This is a genomic window from Mesobacillus harenae (assembly GCF_013343715.1).
Lineage (GTDB): Bacteria > Bacillota > Bacilli > Bacillales > Cytobacillaceae > Mesobacillus_A > Mesobacillus_A harenae.
In genome coordinates this window covers 19,752-46,203 of sequence record NZ_JABUNR010000021.1, presented here as the reverse complement: position 1 = coordinate 46,203, position 26,452 = coordinate 19,752, and the positions used below count along the sequence as shown (strand labels likewise).

Here is a 26,452-nt window from a genome sequence, read left to right as displayed (position 1 = left end):
GCCCCTTTCTTGTTGTATGTTTCCCAATCAGCTATTTTTTTAGCGTTTCCATATTACGTTTATAAATGAGCTGGAGCCCTTTTAAAGTCAGGTATGGATCAACAATATCAATCACAGTTGATTCCTCCGCGATCAAATTAGCTAGTCCACCAGTGGCTATCACGGTCGGACTTTGCGGGGTCTTCATCCTCATTCTTCTTACAATTTCTTCAACCTGTCCAACATAACCGTATAAAATCCCTGCCTGCATGGCAGCAACTGTATTTTTGCCAATAATATCATCTGGACGCCCTATTTCAATTCTTGGTAGTTTTGCCGCCTTTGAATAGAGTGCCTCTGTAGAAATACCTATCCCCGGGGCAATCGCACCACCCAAATATTGCTTTTGTTCATTTACATAACAATACGTAGTGGCTGTTCCAAAATCCACAATAATAAGTGGGCTTCCATATTCATGTATTGCTGCAACAGCGTTTACTATGCGATCCGCTCCGACTTCACGGGGATTTTCGTATTTTATATCTAACCCAGTTTTCATTCCTGGTCCAACAACCAACGGCTTAAGGTGAAAATATTTTTGGCACATTCTTTCTAGAGAAAACATAATTGGCGGCACAACAGAAGAAATAATGATCCCATCTATATCACTAAAGGAAAGACCTTCATGATCAAATAAAGACTTAATAATCATTCCGTATTCATCCTCTGTTTTATTCCTGTTAGTTTCCACTCGCCAATGATGCTTCAGTTCTTCGTTATCATATACACCTAGCACTATATTCGTATTTCCAACGTCGAATACAAAAATCAACATTCTCACCACTTTATTGGATTTTTTCTTCCTCTAACTCCAAATATCATACCATAATAACCATTGACGAGTGCAAGGGTACAACTTATTTCCTGATAATAAAAAGGTGCTCATAAATGAGCACCTTTAGACGTTATTCTTTTCGCTCGTTATCGCCAGCTTCAGGAGACTTTGGAGAATCAGAATCAGGCTCTGATACTGTCTTTTCTGCTTCCTCTTCCCTTTTTCCGCTGATATTGACTTTAACATCCTCATTATCAGTTTTGGTTACTGAAACAGGACGATCAGGCAATTTACCATGGTCAACTAGATGCTTAATTTGCTCTGCATCAAGTGTCTCAACCTCTAGTAAAGTATTAGCAATGATATCAAGCTTATCACGATTTTCGGTCAGGATTATACGAGCTCTTTCGTAGCACTCTTTAATAATCCGTTGAATTTCTAGATCAATTTCATATGCAATGGCATCCGAGTAATTCTGTTCGTTATTAAAATCACGTCCGAGGAATACCTGGCTTTGCGCCTGACCAAATTGCAGCGGTCCAAGCTTATCACTCATACCAAATTCAGTTACCATACGGCGTGCAATTCCTGTTGCCCTCTGGAAGTCATTGTGAGCGCCAGTACTTACCTCACCAAAAACGATCTCCTCTGCAACACGTCCACCGAGCAAGCCTGTGATCTTATCTAAGAGCTCAGGTTTTGTCATGAAATAACGATCTTCTTTTGGAAGCATTACTGCGTAACCGCCCGCTTGTCCGCGTGGGACAATCGTTACCTTATGAACAATATCTGCTTCATCAAGGACAAGACCAATTACAGTATGCCCACCTTCATGGAAGGCAACAATATTGCGTTCCTTTTTAGAGATAACTCTGCTCTTCTTAGAAGGACCAGCAATAACCCGGTCTGTGGCTTCATCAATGTCTTCCATTTCGATCTTTTTCTTGTCTCGACGGGCAGCCACTAATGCCGCTTCATTTAACAAGTTTTCCAGATCCGCACCAGAAAAGCCTGGTGTGCGCATGGCTATGTTTTTAAGATTAACAAATTCATCAAGTGGTTTATTTCTTGCATGAACCTTAAGCACTTCTTCTCTACCCTTAACATCAGGACGGTCAACCGTGATTTGACGGTCAAAACGGCCTGGCCTTAATAAGGCAGGGTCAAGAATGTCCGCACGGTTTGTCGCTGCAATCATTATAATACCTTCGTTCGCACCGAACCCGTCCATTTCTACTAGTAACTGATTCAAGGTCTGCTCGCGTTCGTCGTGTCCTCCGCCCAGTCCAGCTCCACGCTGACGGCCAACTGCATCAATCTCATCTATAAAGATGATACATGGTGCATTTTTCTTCGCTGTCTCAAACAAGTCACGAACCCGTGAGGCACCAACACCAACGAACATTTCAACAAAATCAGATCCACTTATTGAGAAAAACGGAACTCCCGCTTCTCCAGCAACCGCACGGGCAAGCAAGGTTTTACCTGTACCCGGAGGTCCTACTAACAGTACTCCCTTAGGAATACGGGCGCCAAGCTCTGCAAATTTCCGTGGATCTTTTAGAAACTCAACAACTTCAACAAGTTCCTGCTTTTCCTCATCCGCTCCGGCAACATCTTTAAAGCGCGCCTTTTTCTTCTCTTCATTATAAAGCTTTGCTTTGCTTTTTCCGAAGTTCATAACACGGCTGCCGCCGCCCTGAGCCTGATTTAAAAGGAAGAAGAACAAAATAAAGATAATGATAAACGGAATAATGGATGTAAAGAATGTAACCCAGCCGCTTGTTTCTTTGGCCGGCATGATTTCTACTTCTGCCTCTGCTGCAGCTTCTTCAATACGGTCCAGAGTAGTAGCATTGTTCCAGACATAAGTTAAGAAAAACTTTCCTTCTTCATAGCCTTCAAGCTGGCCTCTTACCTCATAGACGCCGCGTTCCGGCTGTAAGGTTAGGTTGCCTTCAACTTCTCCGGCTTCCAGATGCTGCATAAATTCGTCATACGTTATATTTTCTGTTGGTTCGTTATTGCCATTAAAAAAGCTCACGACACCAATGATCACCAAAAATATTAATAAATAAAAGATGGTATTACGGAAGATCCGATTCATCCCTTACCTCCTCCCAGGGTAGACAAACTATATTAAATAGTATCATAGAAAATTGTGAAAATACAAGGATTTAGCCTTGTTCACCACATATGTTTCCGATAATAGACTGCTTCTAACACCCCTTTTTTTTACTCGCTTTTTGTATAAACTTCCGGTTTTAAAACACCAATATATGGGAGGTTTCGATACTTCTCAGCATAATCCAGACCATACCCCACTACAAACTCATCAGGTACAATAAAACCAACATAATCTGCCTGTAAATCTGCTTTCCTTCCCGAAGGTTTATCAAGCAGAGTTACGATAGTAATTGATTTTGCTTTTCGATATCGAAAGAGCTCTACAAGGTAACTAAGTGTTAACCCAGTATCAATGATATCTTCTACAATTAGAATATCACGACCTTCTACTGAAGTATCCAGATCTTTTAAGATTTTCACTTCTCCAGAAGAAACTGTTGTTCCGCCATAGCTGGACACATCCATAAAGTCCATTTCTAAATATGTATCAATTCGCTTCAGCAAGTCACCCATAAAAGGCATCGCACCTTTTAGGACTCCAATTGCCAGCGGAAAGCTATCCTTATATTTTTCGGTAAGCTGTCCTGCAAGGACTTTAACTTGTGCTTGGATCGCTTCCTCTGTATAAAGGATTTTTTCAATATCATTCTTCATGCAATTTGTGCCCCCTAGAAGTTATCTGTTCTGATATATGTTAAAAGTAATTTATGACCAGCACTATCATCTGCCTCTCTGCCATGGGCCTTTTTCAAGCCTGGAATCCAGAGAATTTCACCGGTTCCATCTGTAACAATTGGCCATTCCTCTCTTAGTGGAAGAGGAACTTTCTGATCAATAAAAATATCTTTAATCTTTTTTGAACCTGACATCCCTTTCAAAGTCATCCGGTCTCCATTTTTCCTTGTTCGGATAATGAGCGGTAAGGGGATTTCGGTCAAATTGACTGCATATGAATCAAGATGGGTTTGCCAATTTGAATAGAGGTCAATGAATTCCGCCTTAATAGAGTTGCCATTGGACAGTGTTATAATTCCGGGTTTGTTAATTTCGTAACAGTAAGGCTCCAGGGGTCGGTGTTTCATTTGAAAATGACACCTGCCATAATCGCGAGTGATTTTTAAGCCGCTGGGAAAATCCAGTGTCCCGGAAGGATGGGAATTGCATAATAGATCAAAGATATTGTCAATATGTATGGCGGAAAGAAAGGCAGGATTTTCATGATAAAGATAGTTTAATATTAGTTTAATCCCTCTTCTTTGTAAAGGAATCGGCATTTTAAAAAACTCTTCGATTTGAATCGTCACTTTCCCATTCTTTTTTACCATAACTCTATTCATTGCTTCGACTGTTAATTCTCTCAAATAAATTTCGTCATTAGTCAAATCTTCGCTTAATCGTTGAAAGTGCTGGTGAACTTGAGGGTTTTCCTGCTTTAGAAATGGCAGTACATGATGCCTGAATCGATTCCGGGAATAAGTGTCCTGTTCATTGCTAGGATCCCTTCTAGGATTTAGGTCATTCAGGTCACAGTACCGCTCAATTTCTTCTTTTGATACACATAATAATGGGCGAAAAAGAACCCCACCATCAATCGGCCTTGAAAATTGTATTCCTGTCCTTGCCAAACCAGTACTGCCTCTTGTCAGCCTCATCATGATCGTCTCGATTTGGTCATCACCATGATGGCCTAAGGCAAGATAACCGCACCCCATTTTCTTCATTACCTCTTCAAAGAACAAATATCTGCAATCTCTTGCTGCTTCCTGAGTGCCTTTACCAGTTTTTTTCATGTAAACAGGAACATTAATTTGTTTCATCTCAAACGGTATTTCCCTGGCATTGCAAAAACCCTTAACGAACATCGCTTCTTCATAGGACTGCTGGCCACGAAACATATGATCGACATGAACAGCTGTGATCTTTATTTGTTCCTTTTCCCTTATGCTCCACAAATAATGTAGAAGTGCAAGAGAATCCGGGCCTCCAGAGACCCCTACTGCTATCGATTGGCCCGAGATTTTAAATGAATGCTTTGAAAGAAAAGCTTCTACTTTGCTCTGTAACATATCAATTCTTCCCTATGCCGTTATTGGTGTTCTTATACCCATACTCTTAATCGTTAACCTTTATTATCAAGCTTACCATCTTTTATAGATAAGTTCAGTAACAAGCTCTTGTTGTTTACGTATTAACTCTTTAAAAGTTTCATTTAAAATTAAAAACTTAACCATATATAAAGAAAATACAGCATGGAAATGACGGAAAGAACTATTAGCGTTTCGATAATCCCGCCCTTATTACTTTTCTTCCTATACGCCTGCCTCGTAACTGTTTTTTGGGAGACGTTGTGTTGTCGTTGTGGAGATGGCTTTGTTTTCGTTTTCGTTGTTGTCCTCGTTTGTTGAGTTTGAAGACTTTGCAACAGTTCTCCCCGCATTTGTACAGCTGAAGAAAATTGTCCATTTAAGGCTTTGTAAAGAATGCCCTTATACATACTTAATTCTCTGCTCTTCTCTATCATTAACTTAAGCTGATCCATCCCTCCTGTTGTTTTAGTGAATCTCTTTGGATACGCAATGTTGAGCATAATCATTCCTACAGCAAACAGATCGTAGGAAGGATCAGCTTTTCTCGATCCCAGGCCCCAATATCCTCTATCAAAAAACTCGGTGAATTCTTTGATTGCTCTTCCATTAATAGTAGTTCCTCCAACATCAATACAGCGAATTCTTGGTGGCGGCCCCATAATGATTAAATTCTCCGGCTTTAAATCCCCAAAAACCCATCCATTTTCATGCATTTTCTGAAGATCACTCAAAAGCTGGAGGACGATTACACTGATCCAGGATTCCCCACGCTGATGAATAAAGGTAAGCAAATCTGGACCCTTAATGTATTCCATTACATAAAATGAGATCCTATCACTGCCGCTCATCCAATCGTCCACATCTAATAAAACAGGTCCTAGGGTGCTTCCCTGGACCTTGGCAAAAGACTTCAGCACATTTACTTCGGAAGTAATAGACATTCCATTATCACTCATTTTCAAAGCTACCTGCACTCCATTATGGGATGTTAAATAGACAATCCCATTTGCTCCATAACCGAGTTCTTTGATTATTTTATATTGATTACCATGCCACTTTCCATTAATGGGCGTACCCGGAGATACTTTACACAGACTCTTCAATGAATGATTCATCATCACCAGAAAGCAGACTCCTTAGCGATCGTTTTTTCTTGAAATATGTTAAGGCTTCTCGCAGGGCTGGTCCAGTTGGTGTCATTCCGCCAGTTGTTAATTTAGCAAATATGCTCGTTAAAGATTCGAGTTTTGGTGTCCAATCCAATAACTTTTCGACATCATTCCTTTTCCCGGGAAATACAAAGACTGAGAAACGGTTCTCACCTGCTCTAGCGTTTAAACTAAGGGACAGGTCTAATAATGCCTCTTTAACAGTTGGAAGTTTATGTTTCATGCTGGCACTTGTATCGACAAGAATCAGTACATTTAACTCAACAGTTTCCCCAAGTTCATCCACTACCTCCATCACTTCGCCACGCTTGTCAGGAGGCAGGTCTTCTACCGTATTTCCTCCTCCAAGGATTTGCTGGAGCTCACGGTTGACAACCCCCTGTAATGTTTGGGTCATTGCCTTTCTGGTTACCATCTGTACAGTCTGCGAAAGTTGCTGGGAGTATACAACCTGGCTAACTCCGCCTCCTGATAGAGCAATTCCCTCAATTTCAGTCAATCCTTGCTCATCAATAATATCCTTCTCCATAACCCCGATCACATTTATAGTGATCCCTTGCTCTTTTGCCAATGCCGCCATGGCAATTGGATCCTCACCTGTATTTGAACAGCCATCTGTAATCAGTAGAATCTGGCGTAATGCACCTGTTTTCATACTAACTCCCCTCCAATGGGTAAATTTGTTACCATTTTCGACGAGCCGCAGAATAAATATACATAGAAAAGCGGAAGCCGACTGTAAAGAAACGAGCAAACTGGAGATTCCGATAAAGAAGCGGTTTGTGCTTCTGAAAGAGGAATTGAAGTTTGCCAAGTTTCTAGGAGGCGTAGCTGTACATAGAAAAGCGGAAGCGCCTGATCAGCCCCGACAAGCGCTGGAGGGCCAGCGCTTGAAGTCGTTCTTTGACTTCAGCAGGTTGACCGAAGCGACTCGAGGGGCTAGGCGCTGAAGCTGGACATAGAAAAGCAAAGCCGACTGTATAGAAACAAGCAAACTGGAGATTCCTCTTTCAGAAGCGGTTTGTGCTTCTGAAGGAGGAATTGAAGTTTGCCACGTTTCTAGGAGGCGAAGCTGGACAAAGCAAAGCGGAAGCGCCTGACTAGGACATCCTGTCCGTTGTAAGCCGACCAGGAACAAATAAGGTCTGCCCCAGAAACGAGCAAAGAAGGGTTTAGTGAATTTCAGGCTTTCTTTCTATACTTTTGCACAGGTATTGAAGCCCATTTCGGTGTGTTATGATCAATTTTGGCAACAATAACTGTCATGTCATCCTCTATATTGTTACTTCTAGATCGAATGACCTCTTCCATTATTAGATCAGCAATCTCCTGGGGTTCGTTTGTTTTTAACTCAAGAACTTTACGTTTCATCCAGAGATCATAATTCTCTACATGCCTTGGTCCTTCGAAAACACCATCGCTCATCATAATCAGTAAGTCTCCCGCTTTTAATTGCTCGCTAACAACATCAACATCAAACTCTTGAATCATACCCATTGGCAAATTACTTGCTTGTACTTTAAATACCTTGCTCCCTCGCTTAATAAAGCTGGGAGTAGATCCAATCTTTAAAAATTTCGCAGCTGCATTTTGTAAATCTATCATCACAAGATCAAGTGTTGAAAAAATTTCATCCGTTGTCCTCAAAGAGAGAATTGAGTTGATGGATTTAATCGCTACTTTTTCCTCAATTCCTGATTGAAGAATCTTTTGCAGCAGCTGGAGAGTTTCCATACTTTCTGAATGAGCCCGTTCACCGTTGCCCATACCGTCACTGATAGCAATCGCAAATTTGCCCCCACCCAGTTCAATCGTCGAATAACTGTCTCCTGATACAAGTCCCCCATCCTTGGCTGCATGAGCTATACCCGTTGCAACGGCATACGCCTTCGCCGAGCGAAAAGTAACATGGCACAAGCCGTTTGGAAACGCAGCACATTCCTCTGAATTGACAATAATAGTTTCTCCTAAAATATCTGAAAGCATTGGCGCTATTAATTTTTCACATTCTCCGTGTCCCTGGCAATAAGGGATCGACATATCAATGTCAACATTGCCATGGTCAAGACCATATATTTCAACGTGTTCAACATTGATGCCACACTCTCGAAGAGAAGATAGAATTTGATCTTCCTGCTTATGATGGTTCTCTCTTTCTCTTTGAATCTCTCTTGCAAAATCACCCATTACCTCTGAAACACCAAGCAATTGATTAGCCACCAATCTCCTGCTTTCCTGCACTTGTTTCTTCAATGTTTTATTTGCCCGTAAAACTGTTAATTCCTGTTGCATTGTTTCAAGCACTTTCTTCGAGCGAGAACAATGTTTATCCCAATCTCTTAATAATTTTGGCGGAATAGTCTCTTCATTCTTATCCATTTCTTGCATAATATCTTTCATGTAGTCATATGTTGTATTAAAATTCCTTGACCAGCAATGTTCTTTTTTGAAACAAGTTTGGCAGGTCTTTTCAGTGACATTACTTAAAAAATAATCGAGCTCTCGGTCGGAGTCCTCTTCTGCCAATTCCTCCTTGGCTGTGAAGCTCTGAGATAGAGCCTCAAAAACTCCTGAAAACTGCTCGACTCTTTGAGCGGTAACGTCGCGCATTTTCCTCATGTATTGCTGCTGATCAGACGAATGTTCAGAGGTTCCTGGGATATGCCTAGCTAATTTTGCTGTCAGTGAACTAGGGGTTAGTAAAAATAACAAAATGGCGGCAGTTGATTCTAAAAGCGTTTTACTTAAGCCTCCTGCGCCCTCACCATACATTCCAATCAACAGGGTAGCTATAAGCAGTCCAAGGGCCACCCCAACTTTTCGTCCTTCTTTTAACAGGCCTCCTAATAAACCTGCAAAGGCCAGCAGGCTCATTTGATAAAAGCTAGATACATTAGCAAGACTAAAAATCAGACCCGTTACAACCCCTACCGTGGAACCGACTGTAGCACCTGCAACAAATGCAAACACCAGCACTAAGTATCTCGCCATTACATGCTCAATTGAAAGATCATATACTGACCATCCAATAGTTCCGGTCATGACAGAAGCGAGCATAATAATTAAACAAACAATTTCTTCTGTTTTTAACGACTGCCTTCTTTTTTGAAACGAGATAAGCGGAATACTTTGGAGAAAAATTAATGTAAGAATAAAACCTAAACTAGACTCTACTCCTGCCATCATTCCGTCATACAATGTAATCTGGGAATGTTGGATATAAGTAACCGCGAGATTCCCTGCCAATATAGTGCCAAATACATAGAACGGCAGCCAGCGAAGTTCACTTTTTAACCCTTTCTTTGTCAGCCGAAAAACAACTAGAAAAGTTACGGCTAGAGCAAAAGTTAGCGCAGCTGCTCCGATGGACAGCGTTGCCGCACCTGCAGTTACTCCTAATAATGCTAAAGGTGCTTTATCTCTTCTCGATAAGTAGACAGCAGCAAAAAAAGGAAGGCTAAATGGAGTGAGTTTGGCAAGTATTAGCGCTCTGCCTAGCAAAAAACCAATGACAAGTAAAGCAAAGCCGTTTTTTATAAAGAAGTTTTCCAGCTTTCCCTGCAAAGCAAAAAAACTTTTGGACAATTGAAAACCCGGTCTCCAAGATCCCACTTCTGCGATCGGTTCGATTGCATTCCTTTCTAGTCTTTCCATCCATTACACTCCCCTATATATAAAAATGTCGTTGCAGACAATTATAAAATGGGAATGTTCAAAAATTTGTCATAAATAAGGACAAGCTAGAAAATTTCGTTCGACTTGTTTCAGCGCAAACGCCAAAAACAAAACAAGTTCATTAGCCTAACCGGTTGATTATCTTTATTACTTATAAAAATTTGCCGAGATTTCTGCTCCTTAACCCGGGAGTTTAGTACATTTTCCCTGTATCAGTAGGAACATTTAAAATATGACATTTTTCTTTTATTAATTTATTGACACTTTTTTATTAAGTGGTATTATATTTCTTGTGCTATAAATTGGCGGTGTAGCTCAGCTGGCTAGAGCGTACGGTTCATACCCGTAAGGTCGGGGGTTCGATCCCCTCCGCCGCTATATAGAAATGCGGAAACGCCTTGTTCAGCCCCGTCAAGCATAAGACAGGTCCTGAAGGAAGGCGTTTTTTGCATTCAGCAAGGGCATGGCATATGACTCGAGCAGCTCGTAGCCTATCGGGCTCCTCGCAAGATACTTACGGAAGCTAGCTCTTGAAACTGACTGTGCGCTGAAGCTTAAAAAACAGGCTGCCGAGAAATGAAACTCTCGACAGCCTGACCTTTTTTGAAAGGGTTGTTGTATATATTTAATGGCTAAAAAGCGCGCTGCCTCTTTTTGGAGCCAGCGCTTTTATAAATGAATAAAGGCAAACTGCTTTTGCAGCTTGCCCGTGTCTATTTGTAAATCTATATAAAAAATAACCTGCAGCAAGTTATCCTCTTTTTGCTCCTCGTCCCCCACGTTTTGATTCGGTATTGCGCTTCAATGAGGATAAACGATCTTCACTATCTTTTAAAAAGCGTGCCATTTTAGATTCGAAATTCTCTGGCCTGCTATTACGATTATCAGTTACCCTTCCTTGACGAGGACGCTGAGAATATGGTTTAGATTCTGTTCTTTCCGGTCTTTCAGGACGGTCCTTTGCTTTCTTGATGGACAAGCCGATTTTCCCATCCTTCTCAACATTAATGACCTTAACCTCTATCTGATCGCCGACCTTTAAATGATCATTTATATCTTTTACATAATTATCGGCGACTTCGCTAATATGGACAAGTCCTGTTGAGCCTTCTGGCAACTCTACAAACGCACCAAAATTTGTTATTCCTGTAACCTTCCCTTGTAACTTGCTGCCTACTTCGATTGACATAAAAAGAAATTTCCTCCTTAAAGAAATAAAAAATCATACTTACTTTATATTATACAAAATGCAAAAAAAGAGTGTCAATTAGAGGGTTTTTCCTTTGTTTTTTCGGGAAGGTTGAAGATAACCTCATTATCTTCAGAGAGGAAATATTCTCTCCTTGCTAGTTTTGCTATGTATTCATCGTCATTTAACTTAACAATTTCTTCTTCCAGAATCTCCTGTTCCTTATTCAGCTCCGCTATTTGCTTTTCTAGCTTTGACTTCTCGAGCTGTTTTTGTTCTAGAGCAGAAGTTTGAGAAACAAATGCAGCAATCATAAAAAAGGTCACTGTTCCAGCCAAAACAAAGAAGACTGCAAGGCGCCTGATTAGATGCTTACGTTTAATATTGTCAGTAACTTCGGCTGCTTCTTTATCTTTAACGTATGTGTTTTGGATCTTGGCGATGTTCCGTTTTTTTCTCGCACCCATACTATCCGCAGTCCTCCTTATTTCTTTTTTTTATTTATCCTCTTGTATACCTTATAAACATAATTCTTGATTTTCCTGAAAATACCTGCCAATTTATTATATAACTTCTCGACGGAATTTTTAATGTTTTTCGGCAAAAGTTTCCATAAAAATAACATTAGAAGCTGAATTGGTTTCCAAATGCACATCAATAGCCACTTCACTATAGAAAGGGCCATTTTTATAAGAGAAAAAAGCCCCCTTCCAAAGAAGAGTACCAATGTAATAGCGGTCATAATTAATAACTGAATAGGGCGGACAATCAGAAGTTGGATCAACTTAACGATAAATTGATAAATTGAAATAAAGACTGAAATCATCGTTTCTAGTACTTTTAAATAGATATCTTGGAACAAACCCTTATATGCCGCAAACCCGCAAAATAAAGCTATGAAAATGTAAAACCTTAGCTCCCCCATGTTTACAGCATATAAAACATAGAACGTTAAAAGCCCTTGAAAGATCCAAAATAGTATATCATTTACAAAGATAATCCACCTTTTTATTGCAGATCGTTTAAAAAATCGCTTGTAAGTATCAAGGCTTGCTCCAAAGAAGCTGCCCATTGCGATCATGGCAAGCATTGTTAAAAATTGAGTGGAAAGTGTCATTTGAACAGCTTGCTAAAGAATCCTTTAGCTTTCTCCCCATGCTGATCGTCCAGATATACAAGATCATAGATCTTGCCTTTTATGGAGACCACACCTTTATCAACATCGAGGTTTTTCATCTGCAAGTTTTGCCCTTTTATTGCTAGAAACCCCATCACCGTTTCTAACAAAAATTCTTCGTTATCAAAGCTTTCAACCTGTTTAACACCAGTAATTTCTAAGGTTCGCCGGCCCCTCATAATGACATCGTGATCCGGCACGCTGCTTTTCGGTGTATTGGGTTCATAATATTGGCTCATTTCATATCCCTCACTCTATACAATATTTGTACAAGTTTATGCCTGGTGTGAGGGAAATAGAACGAACTCAAGAATGAAGCCTAGTATTGCTATGGATCATCGCATTCTAATCGTTGAGCCTTTCTTCTTTAATAACAGTAAACATCTCAGCTGCTGCTTCCTTTTTGGTTGTTTCCTGGATTTGGTCAACCTTTACAGTCACAAGTTTTTGTCCAAATCGAATCGTAAGCTCATCGCCCGCTTTTACTGTAGAACTGGCTTTCGCGGGAACCCCATTAATTGATATTCTCCCTTGATCAGAGACTTCCTTGGCTACTGTTCTTCGTTTAATTAGCCGGGAAACTTTTAAAAATTTATCTAACCGCATATCGCAACTCCTCCTTTATATCTACATGCCCATTTGTTTTGCTTCATCCCAGTAAGCATCTAATTGTTCAAGGGTATGTCCGCTAAAATCCCGGTTACTCTTATTAACTTTCGCTTCGACATATCTAAATCGTCTCGTAAATTTAGAGTTTGCCCTCAAGAGCGCTTCTTCCGGCTGTATATTGTAGAAACGGGCAACATTTACGAGGGCAAACAACAAGTCGCCAAATTCATCATGTTGCTTTTCACTATTGTCTGTTTTCTCCGCTTCTTCAGTAAACTCTTCAATTTCCTCTTTTACTTTCTCCCACATTGGTCCAACTTCTTTCCAGTCAAAACCAACCTTAGCAGCCGCCTTCTGAAGTTCATATGCCCTCATAATATTGGGCTGGCCCTTGCTTACCCCATCTAAAAGTGATTCTCTTGCCACGTTTCCTTTTTCTTCTCTCTTAATTTCCTGCCAGTTTTTCATAACTGCATCAACATCATTAGCCTCAGCCGTTCCGAATACATGAGGATGGCGCCTGATCATTTTTTCGGACAGCACATCAATTATATCGGCAATATTGAAAAAACCTTCATCTTCTCCTATTTGTGCGTGAAGCATAACCTGGAGTAACACATCCCCAAGTTCTTCAATCATATGATCGATATCGTCAGAGTTAATCGCTTCGATAAGCTCATACGCCTCTTCAATTAGATATTTCTTTAAAGAGGAATGAGTTTGTTTTTTATCCCATGGGCAGCCTTTTGGCCCTCTCAAGACAGAAATAATTTCCCGGAGTTTAAAAAATTCTTTATTTAAGATTGTCTCGTCTTTTACGGGAGGAACATAAACTGAAGTTAGGTTATTTAATTCTACCTGCCTGTCTAACTCAAATAAAGGTACCTTTTTTATGTTTTCTCCTGAACTTCCGGCAGCAGTTACAATAAATACTTCGTAATCATCAGGGAGTTTTTCCATTAAGGTTAATTTTACATTAGAAGCAACAAACGAGTCATAGACTTGGCCGATAAGGGTATGCTGAAGCAACTGAACTTGATCTCGTTTAAAGGCAGTCCCATCCAATAATTGAAATCCATCTATTGGATCAATCGCAAGTGCCTGGAACACTGCATCCAGAAAGCTTTGGCCTCCTGTAATTTCAACCTCAACTCCTCTTTCTGGCCCTTTACTTATCAGAAGCTGTACAGTTTGTTCGGCCACGAGCGGGTGACCAGGTACAGCATAGGTAACTGCAGTTTTTCCCGACATTTCTAAAAGCTGCTCACTGATCTCCTCATAAACTGCTTCAAAGCTCTCTTGCTGTTCATATACCTCATCAAATGACTGATAAGACATGCCCTCTGCTTCTAAATCCAGAACAGCAGGATGTTCTTTGGTGCGCAGAAATAAATGCTCAGCGGATTTTAGTTTTTTATATACGCCTAGAGGGAGCTGGTCTAAGTCGCCGGCCCCTAGTCCAACAATAGTAATTTTTCTCATAAATGATTCCCTCCTGTTTTTTTAGGCAATAGAAAAGCCAGTCTGCTGCCAAAAGGAAGCATAGAGAGCTCCTTTTTTGATAATGCACTGGTTCTTAACAAAGCGAATATATAAATGAACCCTCCAAAAATGGCTGCACTGATAGATTGAAAAGCGGACGCTAAGCGATCATTCACCAACAATGAGTAAAAGAATTCTGTATAATTCTGATAGATAAATAAAAATGAGACCATAAGAAGAGCAGAACCTGCTACTTTAACTAAATACAGCGGAGACAGTAAGGATACCTTTATCTTAACCCTGAGTTTAATACCTAATAACACCAGAACCAGAAAGCATGACAATACAGATGAAATGGCAGAACCCATTGTTCCTAGCCAAGGAACAAAAACAAGGTTTAAAAGAAGCTTTAGAACAAAGGCAATTAATACCATGGCTGCGGGATACAGAATGGAACCAAGCCCCTGCAGAATGCTTGTCAAAGTCATTACGGCCGAACCGCCAAGAATAACAAAACATAGTACAGCAAGAACCTGCGAGCCTTGCCTATCTTCAAACAACATCTCATTTACTGGCTCAATAATACTTAGTAAGCCTAGCGCTGCACCAGTACCAAAGAGAATGTTAATTTTGAGGGCTAGGCTTATATGTTCAGTAACAAAGCTGGTTTGTTTTTTTAGTCGCGCGTTAGCAATAAGGGGAATTAGAGATAAGGCCATTGATGTGGATAGAATTGTCCCCAATTGAATCAATGGCTGACCTCTGTCATATATTCCTTTGGCCGCTTTAGCTTCTTCTGTCATGGTTCCATTTGATAGGAGTAAAGAATATAAATTTAAGGAATCAGCCATCTGAAGAAATATCAAAAGCATAGCACTTATACTCAGTGATAGCCCATGGATAAACAATGCTTTTATAATGTTGGATGAACCCTTCAATAACTGAGTAACTGTTACGTTACTTTGATTATCTCTTCGTTCCCTTTTAAATAGCAGACCAAGAATAATAATCGATATAAGTCCACCGGAAACTGACCCAAACGCTGCACCTGCCCCCGCATAATAAAGGTTATAGCCTTCTTTTATAAAAAGGGAAGCTAGACCCAGAATCGTAACAACTCTTACAAATTGTTCTCCTACTTGGGAATACGCCGTAGGAACCATGTTACCTGAACCTTGGAAATAACCTCTAAGTACAGAAACAAACGGAATAAACAAAAATGGAACAGCCGCTACCCTTAACAATAGCGCTAATTCGGGATCACCCATCTTTCCAGCCAGCCAGTCTGCTCCATAGTATAAAGCAGAAAAAAGGATAACTCCTAGGATACTCAGAAATATAAAAGAAGCCGCCAATACACGAACAGCCTCTTCATGAGTTCCGCTGTTTTTTCTTTCTGAATATAACTTTGAAACCGCAACTGGAAAACCATATGTAGATAGCACAAGAATCATCCCATAAAAAGGATAGACCTGTTGGTAAATATAAAATCCTACATCTCCAACAATATTTTGGAATGGGACCCGGTAGATCGCACTTAATATTTTTGTTACTAAGGCCGCTGCAGTTAATATCAACGCACCTTTGAAAAAATTACTAGAATTATCTGTTAGGGGCTTCATACCCTATCCCCTCTTCCACACTAATATCCAAAACATTATAACACAGAAAAGCGCAGCCAACTGCTCAGCTTCGACCAGCGCGGGAGGGTCAGCTGAGGAAGTCGCTTTTTGACTTCAACAGATGAACCGAAGCGATCGAGAAGCTAGGCGGCGGAGCTAGACACAGAAAAGCGGCAGCGCCTTGTTCAGCCCCGACCAGCGCTGGAGAGCCTGCAGGTGAAGGCGTTTTCTGCCTTCATCAGCAGGATCGAAGCGTCCTCGAGGGGCTAGGCGCTGAGCTAGACAATCGAAAAACGCAGCCAACTGCTCAGCTTCGACCAGCGCGGGAGGGTCAGCTGAGGAAGTCGCTTTTTGACTTCAACAGATGAACCGAAGCCAACCGAAAAGCTTTAAGCAAGATATTTCTTAGGAGCATAACAAGTTGACTAGCTAGGCAGCCGAAGGAATGGACAAGCCTACAGACCTTAGGGTGGGGGGGCGGTTCACGTAGTAACGGATAAAAGCCGGCGTTTTACTCATTGAAGGATCACGTCCTACAGAGGAAATAATTAAAGGGTTTATAAAGACATAGAAAAAAGGCAGCGCGATGCTGCCCTTTTCAAAATCTACGTAACTTTTCAGGTCATGATGATGTTTGAAGAAGGGCAGCAATAATCCTTTATTGGATTTTACTGCTCCATCTGTCGTGCCAAGAAGCCAGCCGCTGTTTCTACTGCCTTTTGTTCAACATCACCGAGGGTTCCCTCTTTAGAGAAAATAATGACTGCGCCAATTGGATCACCATTAGCAATGATTGGGCCAATTGTATAGGCTGAAATAGTTTCTTCAATCCCATCAATAAGCGAGATTTCTCCTTGCTGATTCATGATTACGGAGCTGCGATCCTCCATCGTCTTTTCAACCAAGTCGCTGATATTTTTGTTTAAATAGTCTTTTTTAGAGCCCCCGGCTAGTGTGATGTAAACATCACGATCACAAATTAGCACCGGATTTCCCAAGCTGTCATATAAAGCCTCAGCATATTCTTTGGCAAAATCACTTAACTCACTGATCGGAGAGTATTTCTTAAGGATAACTTCCCCGTCACGATCCACAAAAATTTCCAATGGGTCTCCCTCTCGAATACGCAGCGTTCTGCGGATTTCTTTAGGAATAACGACACGACCCAAATCATCGATTCGACGAACAATACCAGTTGCTTTCATCCAACGTTGCCTCACTTTCATCTGATGATTTTTTCCTTTGGCAATAAAGGTAAATAGTTAGTAATTGCCAAGATTGAACTTAGTATCTTACATATGGAAAGTTCTATGCACATACAAAAAGATTTTCTCGAATGTGATAAAGATTCCAATACCGGATAAACATTCCAACCAAAAATTGCCTGCACATTTGGAAATACCCTTGTCTACCTTTTTTGAAACACTCATCACTTTACATTTTTGTTACAGAACTTACCAACCATTAAGATACTGGCTGTTCTTTTCGTGAGTCGTGGAGGCCTTTGGCCATTTCAACTGCTATATCAAACCATTCATTTAATTTAAGGTTATTTATGTGAAGAACGATTTTAAGCTTCTTGCCTTCCATGCCAAGCCCAACCAATTTACGGTGCTGATTGCTGATTGCAAACAGTTTTTGCCCATCAATTTGGCTGCTTCCTTCCTCAGATACTAAAATGGTGACGTCCTGCTTTGTCTGCTTGATTGATTCAGTCTGAGCTGTTTGTGCATAAACTTTAAGCTCAGAAATCTTAAATAAATAATTGACTTCCTCAGGATAATCTCCAAATCGGTCAATCATTTCATCTTGAAGTTCTTCAATATCCTTAAGGGTGGCAACACCTCGGAATCGTTTATACATCTCAATCTTTTGGTGTCCGTCAGAAATGTAGGTATCAGGAATATAGGCATCAATCTGTAAGTCCATTTCCATTGCAGGCTGTTTAACCTGCTGTGGCCCTTCTTTTCTTTCTTCTATTGCTTCCGTTAACATCTGGGAGTACAGATCAAAACCAACAGAATCAATAAAGCCGTGCTGCTCTGCACCAAGTAAATTTCCGGCACCCCGAATTGATAAGTCCCGCATAGCTATTTTAAATCCAGACCCTAGTTCAGTAAATTCCTTGATAGTCTGCAGACGCTTTTCAGCTATCTCCGTCAGAACCTTATCCTTTCGGTAAGTGAAATAGGCATACGCTACCCGATTTGACCGTCCTACTCTGCCTCTTAATTGGTAAAGTTGAGAAAGGCCCATTCTATCTGCATCAAAAACAATTAGCGTATTTACATTCGGAATATCAACACCTGTTTCGATAATCGTAGTGCTTACAAGAACATCGTATTCGCCTTCAAGAAAACCAAGCATGACTGATTCAAGTTCATTCTCTGTCATCTTGCCGTGGGCGTACGCAACTCTTGCATCCGGCACCAGCATTGAAATCTCCTCTGCCTTCCGCTCAATATCTTCAACCCGGTTATACAGGAAATAAACCTGTCCCTGCCTTGCCAGCTCCCTCTCGATTGATTCTCGGACAAGTCCACCGTTATATTCCATAACGTAAGTTTGAACAGGGAATCGATTTTCCGGAGGAGTTTCTATTACAGACAAGTCACGAACTCCTAGCATTGACATATGAAGTGTCCTTGGAATTGGCGTAGCAGTCAGTGTCAAAACATCTACATTCGTCTTCAATTGCTTAATTTTTTCCTTATGGGTTACACCAAAACGCTGCTCCTCATCTATAATGAGCAGTCCCAAGTCACGATAAACAATGTCCTTTGACAAGAGTCGATGAGTTCCGACTACAATATCGACAGAGCCCGCCTTTAACCCCTTCATAGTTTCCGTCTGCTGTTTTCTCGTTTTAAATCGGCTTAATAGCCCAATATTAATTGGGAAGTCCTGAAATCGTTCACGAATTGTTTCATAATGCTGCTGAGCCAGGATCGTAGTTGGCACTAGAAAAGCAACTTGTTTACCGTCAGCAATTGCTTTAAATGCAGCCCGAATAGCCACTTCTGTTTTTCCATAGCCTACATCTCCGCATAAAAGACGGTCCATCGGGCGCTCTCGTTCCATATCAATTTTTATTTCATGAATAGAACGCACTTGATCTTCCGTTTCTTGATAAGGAAAAGAGGTCTCAAACTCTCTTTGCATAGATCCATCGGGCGAGAAGGCATATCCGACACTTGCTTCCCGTTCTGCGTAAAGCTTAATCAAATCATCTGCGATATTCTGGACTGAAGAATGAACTTTATTTTTAACCCTTTTCCAGTCACTTCCGCCCAACTTGTAGATTTTTGGCTCTTTACCTTCTGAGCCGACAAATTTTTGGACAAGATCAATCTGCTCTACCGGAACATAAAGCTTGTCACTTCCATGGTACCTAATGTGGAGATAATCTTTATGGAGTCCATTTATTTCAAGAGTCTCAATCCCCAGATACTTACCTATTCCGTGGTTAACGTGTACAACATAGTCTCCGATTTTTAACTCTGAATAGCTTTTAATCCGCTCAGCATTGGATAGTTTTTGACGTCGTGAGGTTTTTTTAGTTTTTTTATTAAACAGCTCTTCTTCCGTTATAACGGCAATCTTTTGGATCGGCATTTCAAATCCTGAATTTAAGCTTCCCTGCAAGATCTGTGCCTTGCCTTGTTTTAGCTCTTGGTTCTGGCTAACTTGAATACCCTCTATATCATAATCTTCAAGAACGCTCTCAAGTTTTGAAACCCTATCACTAGTTGGCCCTAACAGAATTACCTTATAATTTCCCTTTTTCCATCTTTCCATCTCCGCCTTAAGTACATGCATCTGCCCATGGAAATTCTGCATCGGCTTACAGGAAATATTCAAAATGTTTTGCGGGTTCGTATTTGGGACATGTCTTAAAAATAAAGACAGATACATAATCGGCTGTTCATGCTCCTGTACCAGTTCGGAAAGGTTATGTGATATTTTCACATCATGAACGATTTGCCCTTCTCCTAGAAGGCTTGTATACCATTCTGCTTCTTCTTTTGAAAGAGAATCATTCATTTCTTGAACTCTGCTTATTTCATCTATAAAAATACACCCGTTTGCTGGCAGGTAATCTAGCAAACTGTGAGGTTTTTCGTAGGCTAATGATAAATATTTGAATAACTGCTCTGGGACCTGGCCATTTCTTAACTTTTCAAGTTCAAATCCTACATTTTCTGCAAGCTTTGTTCTCGCTTTTTCATCTTTAAGCTTTTTCAGGCTCTTGCTCAGACCTTCCTCAAGGAGGCCAATTAATCGCTTAAGTTCGTTTTCACCAAGTGGATTCTCCATAGCCGGTCCGATTGAGACAGAGTCTAGTTTCTCACGAGAGCGCTGATCATCTAAGGAAAAGTAACGAATCGAGTCAATTTCCGTATCAAATAGCTCAATCCTGATTGGGTTTGGTGCAGTCAGTGGATAAATATCAATAATTCCTCCCCTGACACTGAACTCCCCTGGGGCTGAAACCATATCGGCTCTTACATACCCCATAGCAACAAAATGCTTAAGCTCTTTTTCTACCTCAATATCTTCCCCTACCTTAAATAAGACCTGAAAATCCGACCACAGCTGTTTCGGGGGAAGGATTTTTCTCAGCCCAGCCATAGGGACAATAACGATTCCACTTTTTTTGCTGCTCCAATGATTTAAGACATCCATCCGCTGAGCTTTTAGCTCCGGACTAGAAATACTAATCTCAGCTGCTATTAATTCATTCGCCGGGTATAGAAAGACATCATCTTCACCGACTAAATTAATAACATCATCATAAATCTTCTGAGCCTGCAGGAGGTTGTGGGTAATAACCAGTAAAGGCTTTTCGGTGTTCTCATAAACTCCAGTTAAAAATACAGTTCTTGCAGAACCTGAAAGGCCAGCAATCAGCTGCTCCTTTAGCCCTTCCTTCATACCGCTAATAACCGACTGAACATCATCCTGCTGACTGAAAAGAGCTTTTAGCCCCTGCATCCAAAACCTCTCCCTTTTTGTAAAAAATAATATAGTCTAGTATATTCGCACATTTTTACTAAACAGAAAAATGCTTTGGATTGTTCCAAAGCGTTTAGTGAATCAGATAATCGTACTGGTGATAGTCGGGATTGCGCTCAAGTGATTCCTGACAATCCTCGCAAATACTTTTAATATGAACATCGCCAGTGTTTTCGTAGCTCACCATAGTTTGCCTTTCTTCATCTGTCAGTTTATGAAGGCCGAGGCTTTCTGTGTGAACAGACATACTGTCCAAAGAGCCCATTTTTGTTCCGCAGTGCCGGCAGAAGTAATTTATCGCCATGCCTGTCCCTCCTAGTATGTGTGGTAATACTAGTATTGACTCACTAAAAGGGACTTATTCATATAGCGATATTGTATGTGATTTTTTCTTTAATATGTTACTGATTATAGGAATTCATGACTTCAAGGAAAGGTTTTCCTAACCATGCCTCGCATGCATCAGCACACAACAGGGTTGTCTCTTCCATTACAGGCTGTTCTTCTTTAGAAAAACGGCCTAAAACATAATCCGGAACAGCCATACCTTTCATGGGCCGATCAATCCCTACTCTAATGCGGTTAAATGACTGTGTCCCCAGGTGAGCGATAGTAGACTTAATTCCATTATGTCCACCAGCACTTCCTTTTTGACGCAGCCTAATTTTCCCTGCTGGAAGGTCTAAATCATCGTAAATAACAACTATATCTTCGAGCTCAATCTGAAAATAATCCATTACCGCCCTTATCGATTCGCCAGACAGATTCATGTATGTAAGAGGCTTTAATAAAATCACTCTTTTACCGCCATAGTAACCTATGCCAAAGACTCCTTTTAACTTTGCCTGGTTTAAGGGAATCGAAAATCTTTTGGCAAGCTCATCAATGACTTTGAAGCCAATATTGTGTCTCGTATTCTCATACTGTTTGCCCGGATTGCCCAGACCAACGTACAGTTTCATTTTCTTCCCCCCATCCCTTTAAATAAGTAAAGGGAAAACAATAACTATATTAGAGATACATCTAAGCCCCGAGCTATCAGTCTCGGAGCTAGACATAATCTAGTCTAGAAAATTCTCATAAGCCTTTAAGTACTCCCTTAGAAACGGCAGTTCCCTTAAGCGCTTGCAGGAATTTTGTTATTTTTCACTTGCTTCTGTTTCTCTGCCTTCTTCATTTTCAGGAATACCCGGTTCTTGCTCTTCACCTGTACTAATTTCTTCTTCCTGGCGAGGGGGCAAGATGGAGGCAATGACAGTATCATCATCTTCATTAATCTCATAACTGGCATCTGTTTTCAAATCGGAAACTAATAGAGTTTCTCCCACCTGAAGGTTTGACACATCTAAATCAATCGTAGATGGAATATTGTCAGGAGTTGCAGTTATTGAAAGTTCATGAACTGGATTTTGCAGCACACCGCCATCTTTTACTCCAGCAGCTTCTCCAGTAAGTACAAGCCTCACCTTAGCATTCATTTTAGAAGACATATTAATCGCTAGGAAGTCAGCATGGAGAACTTCCCTTTTTATTGGATCCTCCTGATAATCACCTAGAACAACGTTTTGCTTTTTTCCATTTAAGTCGAGAACGATGACGCCATTCCTCCCGGTTTCTCTGATAACTTTAATAAACTCAATGCTATCTACAGAAACGGGTGTGCTTTCAGAATTGTTCCCGTATACAACTGCAGGGATCTGGCCCTCTTCGCGTATGTTTCTTAAACTGGACTTCCTTAATTCTTTCCGTTCGCTTGCTTTTAGTACTGCACTCATGAATATTGTCCCCTTCCTATTAATAAGTTAAAAGAGCTATCTTTATAAAAAATGCCCTAAAATAGGAAGGTCTAAACGCATGTCTTCAAGAAGGAGCCTTTAGAAAGCAATGATGGAGCAGTTTTAGGCTTGCCTGCTGGCAAGCCTAATTTAAATATATTAATCAAATAGTGTGCTTACGGATTGCTCCTCATGGACACGAATGATTGCTTCACTGATTAACGGAGCAACAGACAGAGGTACAATCTTCCTTGTGTTTTCTTCATCTTCTGGAAGAGCAATTGTGTTTGTTACAACAAGCTGTTTTATTTTCGAGTTATTAATTCTTTCAAATGCAGGCCCAGACAGCACCGGATGGGTACAGCAGGCATGAACTTCACGGGCACCGTTTTCTATCAGGGCGTTAGCCGCCAGGGTAATCGTTCCGGCAGTATCGATAATATCATCAATTAAAATGGCAATCTTACCATCAATATTACCGACAATATTCATCACTTCTGCCACGTTAGGCTTTGGACGTCGTTTATCAATGATAGCAATTGGCGCTTTTAAACGTTCGGCCATCTTTCTAGCCCTGGTAACACCACCATGGTCTGGAGATACAATTACAATATCACCGTCGAAGTTTTGACTTTTATAATGATCAGATAAAATTGGCACGCCCATTAAATGGTCAATTGGGATATCAAAGAATCCTTGTATTTGCGGTGCATGCAAATCAAGCGTGATAACGCGGGTTGCTCCGGCCGTTTCAAGCAGGTTCGCTACAAGCTTAGCAGTAATCGGCTCACGGGCTCTTGCTTTACGATCCTGCCGTCCATACCCGTAATAAGGCATAACAATATTAATTGTTTTAGCAGATGCGCGTTTAAGAGCGTCAATCATGATCAGTAATTCCATTATATGTTCATTAACAGGCCAGCTGGTCGATTGGATAACATAAACATCACAGCCCCGGATGCTCTCTTCAATGTTAATTTGGATTTCTCCATCACTGAAACGGGTAACTGAACATTTTCCTAGCTCTACACCGATTTCTTTGGCAATTTCTTCGGCAAGCGGAAGATTTGAGTTTAACGAGAATACTTTTAATTTTGGATCTAAATACTGGTTCGACATGAGTGGACCCTCCAGAAATTTATTTCTTAAACTTTAACTTGCCGACATATTGATCTTTATTAATTTGACGTGCCCGTGCTATGGATAAAGCTTCTTCAGGAACATCTTTTGTAATCGTCGAACCTGCTGCTACATAGGCACCTTTACCAACTGTAACAGGAGCAACCAAGTTAGAGTTACAGCCAATGAATACATTATCTTCGATTTTTGTTAAGTGTTTATTATGCCCATCATAATTAACAGTTATTGAACCGCAGCCAATATTTACATTGCTGCCAACTTCAGCGTCGCCAATATAACTAAGATGAGAGGCCTTGCTTCCGCGTCCAAAAGCAGCTTTTTTCACTTCCACAAAGTTGCCGATTTTCACTTCATCCCCGATCTCAGATTGCGGGCGTATATGAGCAAATGGACCAATATTTACTTCTGAGCCAATACTGCTGTCGTATGCGAGTGATTGACGGATAACTGTATTGTTTCCAATTTCACAGTTGTTAATTTCACTGTTGGGTCCAATCTGGCAGTCTGTTCCGATCGTGGTCAGTCCGCTTATAATTGTCCCCGGGTAGATAATCGTATCCTGCCCAATTGTTACATCAGCATCAATGTAAGTGTTCGCAGGGTCAATTAGCGTTACACCATTCCGCATTTGTGCCGTCGTTATCCGTTTCCTCATGATCCGTTCAGCTTCTGCTAGAGCAACTCGATCATTAACACCTAGAGTCTCTTCAAACTCTTCACTCTGATAAGCTGAAATCACTTCATTGCTGTTTTTTAGTATTTCTATTACATCTGGCAGGTAGTATTCTCCCTGAGAATTGTTATTAGAAACGTTTTGAATTGCTGCAAATAGGGTTTCATTATCAAAACAATAGGTTCCTGTATTAATCTCTGCAATCGTACGTTCTGCTTCAGTCGCATCTTTATGTTCGACAATCTTTTCAACTAGACCACTTTCATTACGGACAATGCGCCCATAACCGGTGGGATCACTTGCTACAGCAGTAAGGATTGTCGCCTTTGCCTTAGTTTCTTCATGATGGTTAAACAAGGCTTCCATTGTTTCAGCTCTTATCAGTGGCGTATCGCCGCACACGACGATGGTCACCCCATCCTTATCTGCCAGTATATCTTTAGCTTGTAAAGCTGCGTGAGCTGTACCAAGCTGTTCTTCCTGCAGAGCATATGCACTATCTTTACCCAATTGAGATTTTACCAGATCAGCTCCGTGGCCAATAATAGTGACGATGTCTTTTATATCAAGATTTATAAGCTGGTCAACAACATGCTGAACCATGGGCTTGCCACAAACAGGGTGAAGTACCTTATATAACTTGGACTTCATTCTTGTCCCTTGTCCGGCGGCTAGAACAATGGCATAACGATTAGACATTTGCAGTCCTCCAATTTACCTTTTTATCCATTACGAATATATCTCAAAAACGGCTTCATTTCAAGGAATGAGGGATTAATCGAAATATTTGCTAAACAAATGGGATGGCTGAGAGGGGTTATGAAGCATTAACACAAACCAAACTAGAGGTTTGAGGCGCTGATCTCAGGGTAAATTAAAAGGCGATGTCCGTAAATTTGATTGCAGCTTTCTTTATCTATACATACATAAAAAAGAGCCTTACTAAGAAGTAGGCCCTTGTTGCATTATATTCCTAAGAAGCTCCAGCTTCTTCAAATTCCACTTCTAATTCACCTAAACGGTGGTATTCTGCCAATACAGCTTCCTGAATTTTCCCACGTGTACCAGAATTAATTGGATGGGCGATATCGCGAAATTCACCATCTGGAGTACGTTTGCTAGGCATTGCTACAAACAGACCGTTGTTCCCATCAATTACACGTATATCGTGGACAACAAACTCATTGTCAAGAGTGATGGAAGCGATAGCTCTCATTCTTCCGTCAGTGTTAACGCGGCGTAATCTTACATCAGTTACTTCCATTCCGTTCACCACCTTTGCAATAGTAGATCAAATCTAAATTTAATAATTCCACAGATAACCATTAAATCCTTCTTTTATTACAAAGTTTTTTGAAAAAAAATGTCAAACTGATGAATTTTTGCTGAATAAAGCCAATTTTTACACAATTTTTTACTGGAAATAACTTTAAAAACGCTCGTATTATTTAACGAGCGCAATCACTTCTATTTCTACTAGAGCATCTTTTGGAAGCTTGGCCACTTCGACACACGAACGAGCTGGCTTATGCTCATTAAAATATTCCCCATAAACCTCGTTCAGTGCAGTAAAGTCATCCATGTTTTTTATAAAAACAGTAGCTTTTACGACTGTATTCAGGTCTGCTCCTGCTGCTTCAAGTACTGCTTTTAGATTGCTGAATACCTGGTGGGCTTGAGTGGAGATATCTCCCTCTACCATTATCCCCTCCGGTGTAAGCGGTATCTGGCCTGAGCTGTAGAATAGGTTATTTACGATAATGCCTTGTGAGTATGGCCCAATTGCCGCAGGTGCATGGTTCGTCTGAACTATTTTCATTTATTTCTCCTCCAATACTGAATAAATGTATCGATCAACACAAAAAGCATTTGTTCTTTCCAAGTTAATTAAGGGTTT

Annotated in this window: 23 protein-coding genes and 1 tRNA gene; 1 reads left to right on the top strand and 23 read right to left on the bottom strand. The window is 40.7% G+C overall.

The window, feature by feature from the left end; all coding sequences use genetic code 11:
• Positions 1–31 precede the first annotated feature (31 nt).
• The 7 genes from HRJ06_RS20465 to spoIIE all read right to left on the bottom strand — a co-directional run bounded on the left by HRJ06_RS20465 (position 32) and on the right by spoIIE (position 9,851).
• On the bottom strand, positions 32–811 hold the full coding sequence (locus tag HRJ06_RS20465) for a type III pantothenate kinase (RefSeq protein ID WP_174734846.1): 780 nt from the start codon (positions 809–811) through the stop codon (positions 32–34).
• A 133-nt stretch (positions 812–944) separates the two neighbouring features.
• On the bottom strand, positions 945–2,921 hold the full coding sequence (gene ftsH / locus HRJ06_RS20460) for an ATP-dependent zinc metalloprotease FtsH (RefSeq protein ID WP_174734833.1): 1,977 nt from the start codon (positions 2,919–2,921) through the stop codon (positions 945–947).
• Between the two features lie 128 nt (positions 2,922–3,049).
• The gene (gene hpt / locus HRJ06_RS20455; protein WP_174734832.1) at positions 3,050–3,595 is read right to left on the bottom strand and encodes a hypoxanthine phosphoribosyltransferase; all 546 of its coding nucleotides are present in this window, start codon (positions 3,593–3,595) and stop codon (positions 3,050–3,052) included.
• A 14-nt stretch (positions 3,596–3,609) separates the two neighbouring features.
• Positions 3,610–5,007 (bottom strand): tRNA lysidine(34) synthetase TilS, encoded by a 1,398-nt coding sequence (tilS, locus tag HRJ06_RS20450; protein ID WP_174734831.1) that lies wholly within the window; start codon positions 5,005–5,007, stop codon positions 3,610–3,612.
• Between the two features lie 149 nt (positions 5,008–5,156).
• Positions 5,157–6,146 carry a protein kinase domain-containing protein gene (locus HRJ06_RS20445; protein ID WP_174734845.1) on the bottom strand — a complete coding sequence of 330 codons (990 nt, stop codon included), beginning with the start codon at positions 6,144–6,146 and terminating at the stop codon, positions 5,157–5,159.
• Positions 6,115–6,852, bottom strand: coding sequence for a VWA domain-containing protein (locus tag HRJ06_RS20440; protein ID WP_174734830.1), 738 nt, complete (start codon positions 6,850–6,852; stop codon positions 6,115–6,117). Before HRJ06_RS20440 ends, HRJ06_RS20445 begins: the two co-directional genes overlap by 32 nt.
• 527 nt (positions 6,853–7,379) lie before the next feature.
• Entirely contained in the window at positions 7,380–9,851 is a 2,472-nt protein-coding gene (gene spoIIE, locus HRJ06_RS20435) for a stage II sporulation protein E (RefSeq protein WP_174734829.1), read from the bottom strand.
• A gap of 325 nt (positions 9,852–10,176) precedes the next feature.
• Here spoIIE and HRJ06_RS20430 point away from each other — a divergent pair.
• Positions 10,177–10,250: transfer RNA gene (locus HRJ06_RS20430), tRNA-Met, on the top strand.
• 373 nt (positions 10,251–10,623) lie between these two features.
• Here the strand turns inward: HRJ06_RS20430 and HRJ06_RS20425 are convergent.
• The 16 genes from HRJ06_RS20425 to HRJ06_RS20350 form a co-directional block, all read right to left on the bottom strand.
• Entirely contained in the window at positions 10,624–11,061 is a 438-nt protein-coding gene (locus HRJ06_RS20425; protein ID WP_174734828.1) for a S1 domain-containing RNA-binding protein, read from the bottom strand.
• Between the two features lie 74 nt (positions 11,062–11,135).
• Entirely contained in the window at positions 11,136–11,528 is a 393-nt protein-coding gene (locus tag HRJ06_RS20420) for an FtsB family cell division protein (RefSeq protein ID WP_174734827.1), read from the bottom strand.
• A gap of 17 nt (positions 11,529–11,545) precedes the next feature.
• The gene (gene yabQ / locus HRJ06_RS20415) at positions 11,546–12,178 is read right to left on the bottom strand and encodes a spore cortex biosynthesis protein YabQ (RefSeq protein WP_174734826.1); all 633 of its coding nucleotides are present in this window, start codon (positions 12,176–12,178) and stop codon (positions 11,546–11,548) included.
• A complete protein-coding gene (gene yabP / locus HRJ06_RS20410) occupies positions 12,175–12,477 on the bottom strand; it encodes a sporulation protein YabP (RefSeq protein ID WP_174734825.1) in 303 nt (100 codons plus the stop codon). The genes yabQ and yabP overlap by 4 nt, the downstream gene beginning before the upstream one ends.
• 106 nt (positions 12,478–12,583) lie before the next feature.
• A complete protein-coding gene (locus HRJ06_RS20405; RefSeq protein WP_174734824.1) occupies positions 12,584–12,844 on the bottom strand; it encodes an RNA-binding S4 domain-containing protein in 261 nt (86 codons plus the stop codon).
• Positions 12,845–12,865: 21 nt separating this feature from the next.
• Positions 12,866–14,329, bottom strand: a complete 1,464-nt coding sequence (gene yabN, locus HRJ06_RS20400) for a bifunctional methyltransferase/pyrophosphohydrolase YabN (protein ID WP_174734823.1) — start codon at positions 14,327–14,329, stop codon at positions 12,866–12,868.
• Positions 14,326–15,951 (bottom strand): putative polysaccharide biosynthesis protein, encoded by a 1,626-nt coding sequence (locus tag HRJ06_RS20395; protein WP_174734822.1) that lies wholly within the window; start codon positions 15,949–15,951, stop codon positions 14,326–14,328. The genes yabN and HRJ06_RS20395 overlap by 4 nt, the downstream gene beginning before the upstream one ends.
• Before the next feature lie 668 nt (positions 15,952–16,619).
• Positions 16,620–17,156, bottom strand: coding sequence for a stage V sporulation protein T (spoVT, locus tag HRJ06_RS20390; protein ID WP_174734821.1), 537 nt, complete (start codon positions 17,154–17,156; stop codon positions 16,620–16,622).
• A gap of 259 nt (positions 17,157–17,415) precedes the next feature.
• A complete protein-coding gene (gene mfd / locus HRJ06_RS20385) occupies positions 17,416–20,946 on the bottom strand; it encodes a transcription-repair coupling factor (RefSeq protein WP_174734820.1) in 3,531 nt (1,176 codons plus the stop codon).
• A 94-nt stretch (positions 20,947–21,040) separates the two neighbouring features.
• Positions 21,041–21,271 carry an anti-sigma-F factor Fin gene (locus HRJ06_RS20380; RefSeq protein ID WP_174734819.1) on the bottom strand — a complete coding sequence of 77 codons (231 nt, stop codon included), beginning with the start codon at positions 21,269–21,271 and terminating at the stop codon, positions 21,041–21,043.
• 97 nt (positions 21,272–21,368) lie between these two features.
• Positions 21,369–21,929: an aminoacyl-tRNA hydrolase gene (gene pth, locus HRJ06_RS20375; protein ID WP_174734818.1), complete on the bottom strand. Its 561-nt coding sequence runs from the start codon at positions 21,927–21,929 to the stop codon at positions 21,369–21,371.
• A 177-nt stretch (positions 21,930–22,106) separates the two neighbouring features.
• Positions 22,107–22,742, bottom strand: coding sequence for a 50S ribosomal protein L25/general stress protein Ctc (locus HRJ06_RS20370; protein WP_174734817.1), 636 nt, complete (start codon positions 22,740–22,742; stop codon positions 22,107–22,109).
• A gap of 159 nt (positions 22,743–22,901) precedes the next feature.
• Entirely contained in the window at positions 22,902–23,861 is a 960-nt protein-coding gene (locus HRJ06_RS20365) for a ribose-phosphate diphosphokinase (protein ID WP_174734816.1), read from the bottom strand.
• Between the two features lie 19 nt (positions 23,862–23,880).
• The gene (glmU, locus tag HRJ06_RS20360) at positions 23,881–25,254 is read right to left on the bottom strand and encodes a bifunctional UDP-N-acetylglucosamine diphosphorylase/glucosamine-1-phosphate N-acetyltransferase GlmU (RefSeq protein WP_174734815.1); all 1,374 of its coding nucleotides are present in this window, start codon (positions 25,252–25,254) and stop codon (positions 23,881–23,883) included.
• 274 nt (positions 25,255–25,528) lie between these two features.
• Positions 25,529–25,819, bottom strand: coding sequence for a septation regulator SpoVG (gene spoVG, locus HRJ06_RS20355; protein WP_003347151.1), 291 nt, complete (start codon positions 25,817–25,819; stop codon positions 25,529–25,531).
• A gap of 180 nt (positions 25,820–25,999) precedes the next feature.
• Positions 26,000–26,374 carry a RidA family protein gene (locus HRJ06_RS20350; protein ID WP_174734814.1) on the bottom strand — a complete coding sequence of 125 codons (375 nt, stop codon included), beginning with the start codon at positions 26,372–26,374 and terminating at the stop codon, positions 26,000–26,002.
• Positions 26,375–26,452 lie beyond the last annotated feature (78 nt).

What these genes read in the sequence shown, in the direction of transcription:
- ftsH (WP_174734833.1), bottom strand. Translation starts at nt 2,921, where the DNA reads ATGAATCGGATCTTCCGTAATACCATCTTTTATTTATTAATATTTTTG.
- hpt (WP_174734832.1), bottom strand. Translation starts at nt 3,595, where the DNA reads ATGAAGAATGATATTGAAAAAATCCTTTATACAGAGGAAGCGATCCAA.
- yabQ (WP_174734826.1), bottom strand. Translation starts at nt 12,178, where the DNA reads ATGACACTTTCCACTCAATTTTTAACAATGCTTGCCATGATCGCAATG.
- HRJ06_RS20380 (WP_174734819.1), bottom strand. Translation starts at nt 21,271, where the DNA reads ATGGCGATAAATTACTTCTGCCGGCACTGCGGAACAAAAATGGGCTCT.
- HRJ06_RS20365 (WP_174734816.1), bottom strand. Translation starts at nt 23,861, where the DNA reads ATGTCGAACCAGTATTTAGATCCAAAATTAAAAGTATTCTCGTTAAAC.
- pth (WP_174734818.1), bottom strand. Translation starts at nt 21,929, where the DNA reads ATGAAACTGTACGTTGGTCTGGGCAATCCGGGCAAACAGTATGAGAAT.
- HRJ06_RS20370 (WP_174734817.1), bottom strand. Translation starts at nt 22,742, where the DNA reads ATGAGTGCAGTACTAAAAGCAAGCGAACGGAAAGAATTAAGGAAGTCC.
- glmU (WP_174734815.1), bottom strand. Translation starts at nt 25,254, where the DNA reads ATGTCTAATCGTTATGCCATTGTTCTAGCCGCCGGACAAGGGACAAGA.
- HRJ06_RS20350 (WP_174734814.1), bottom strand. Translation starts at nt 26,374, where the DNA reads ATGAAAATAGTTCAGACGAACCATGCACCTGCGGCAATTGGGCCATAC.
- yabN (WP_174734823.1), bottom strand. Translation starts at nt 14,329, where the DNA reads ATGAGAAAAATTACTATTGTTGGACTAGGGGCCGGCGACTTAGACCAG.
- HRJ06_RS20445 (WP_174734845.1), bottom strand. Translation starts at nt 6,146, where the DNA reads ATGATGAATCATTCATTGAAGAGTCTGTGTAAAGTATCTCCGGGTACG.
- spoVG (WP_003347151.1), bottom strand. Translation starts at nt 25,819, where the DNA reads ATGGAAGTAACTGATGTAAGATTACGCCGCGTTAACACTGACGGAAGA.
- HRJ06_RS20405 (WP_174734824.1), bottom strand. Translation starts at nt 12,844, where the DNA reads ATGCGGTTAGATAAATTTTTAAAAGTTTCCCGGCTAATTAAACGAAGA.
- spoVT (WP_174734821.1), bottom strand. Translation starts at nt 17,156, where the DNA reads ATGAAAGCAACTGGTATTGTTCGTCGAATCGATGATTTGGGTCGTGTC.
- HRJ06_RS20395 (WP_174734822.1), bottom strand. Translation starts at nt 15,951, where the DNA reads ATGAAGCCCCTAACAGATAATTCTAGTAATTTTTTCAAAGGTGCGTTG.
- HRJ06_RS20425 (WP_174734828.1), bottom strand. Translation starts at nt 11,061, where the DNA reads ATGTCAATCGAAGTAGGCAGCAAGTTACAAGGGAAGGTTACAGGAATA.
- HRJ06_RS20420 (WP_174734827.1), bottom strand. Translation starts at nt 11,528, where the DNA reads ATGGGTGCGAGAAAAAAACGGAACATCGCCAAGATCCAAAACACATAC.
- tilS (WP_174734831.1), bottom strand. Translation starts at nt 5,007, where the DNA reads ATGTTACAGAGCAAAGTAGAAGCTTTTCTTTCAAAGCATTCATTTAAA.
- yabP (WP_174734825.1), bottom strand. Translation starts at nt 12,477, where the DNA reads ATGAGCCAATATTATGAACCCAATACACCGAAAAGCAGCGTGCCGGAT.
- HRJ06_RS20440 (WP_174734830.1), bottom strand. Translation starts at nt 6,852, where the DNA reads ATGAAAACAGGTGCATTACGCCAGATTCTACTGATTACAGATGGCTGT.
- spoIIE (WP_174734829.1), bottom strand. Translation starts at nt 9,851, where the DNA reads ATGGAAAGACTAGAAAGGAATGCAATCGAACCGATCGCAGAAGTGGGA.
- mfd (WP_174734820.1), bottom strand. Translation starts at nt 20,946, where the DNA reads ATGCAGGGGCTAAAAGCTCTTTTCAGTCAGCAGGATGATGTTCAGTCG.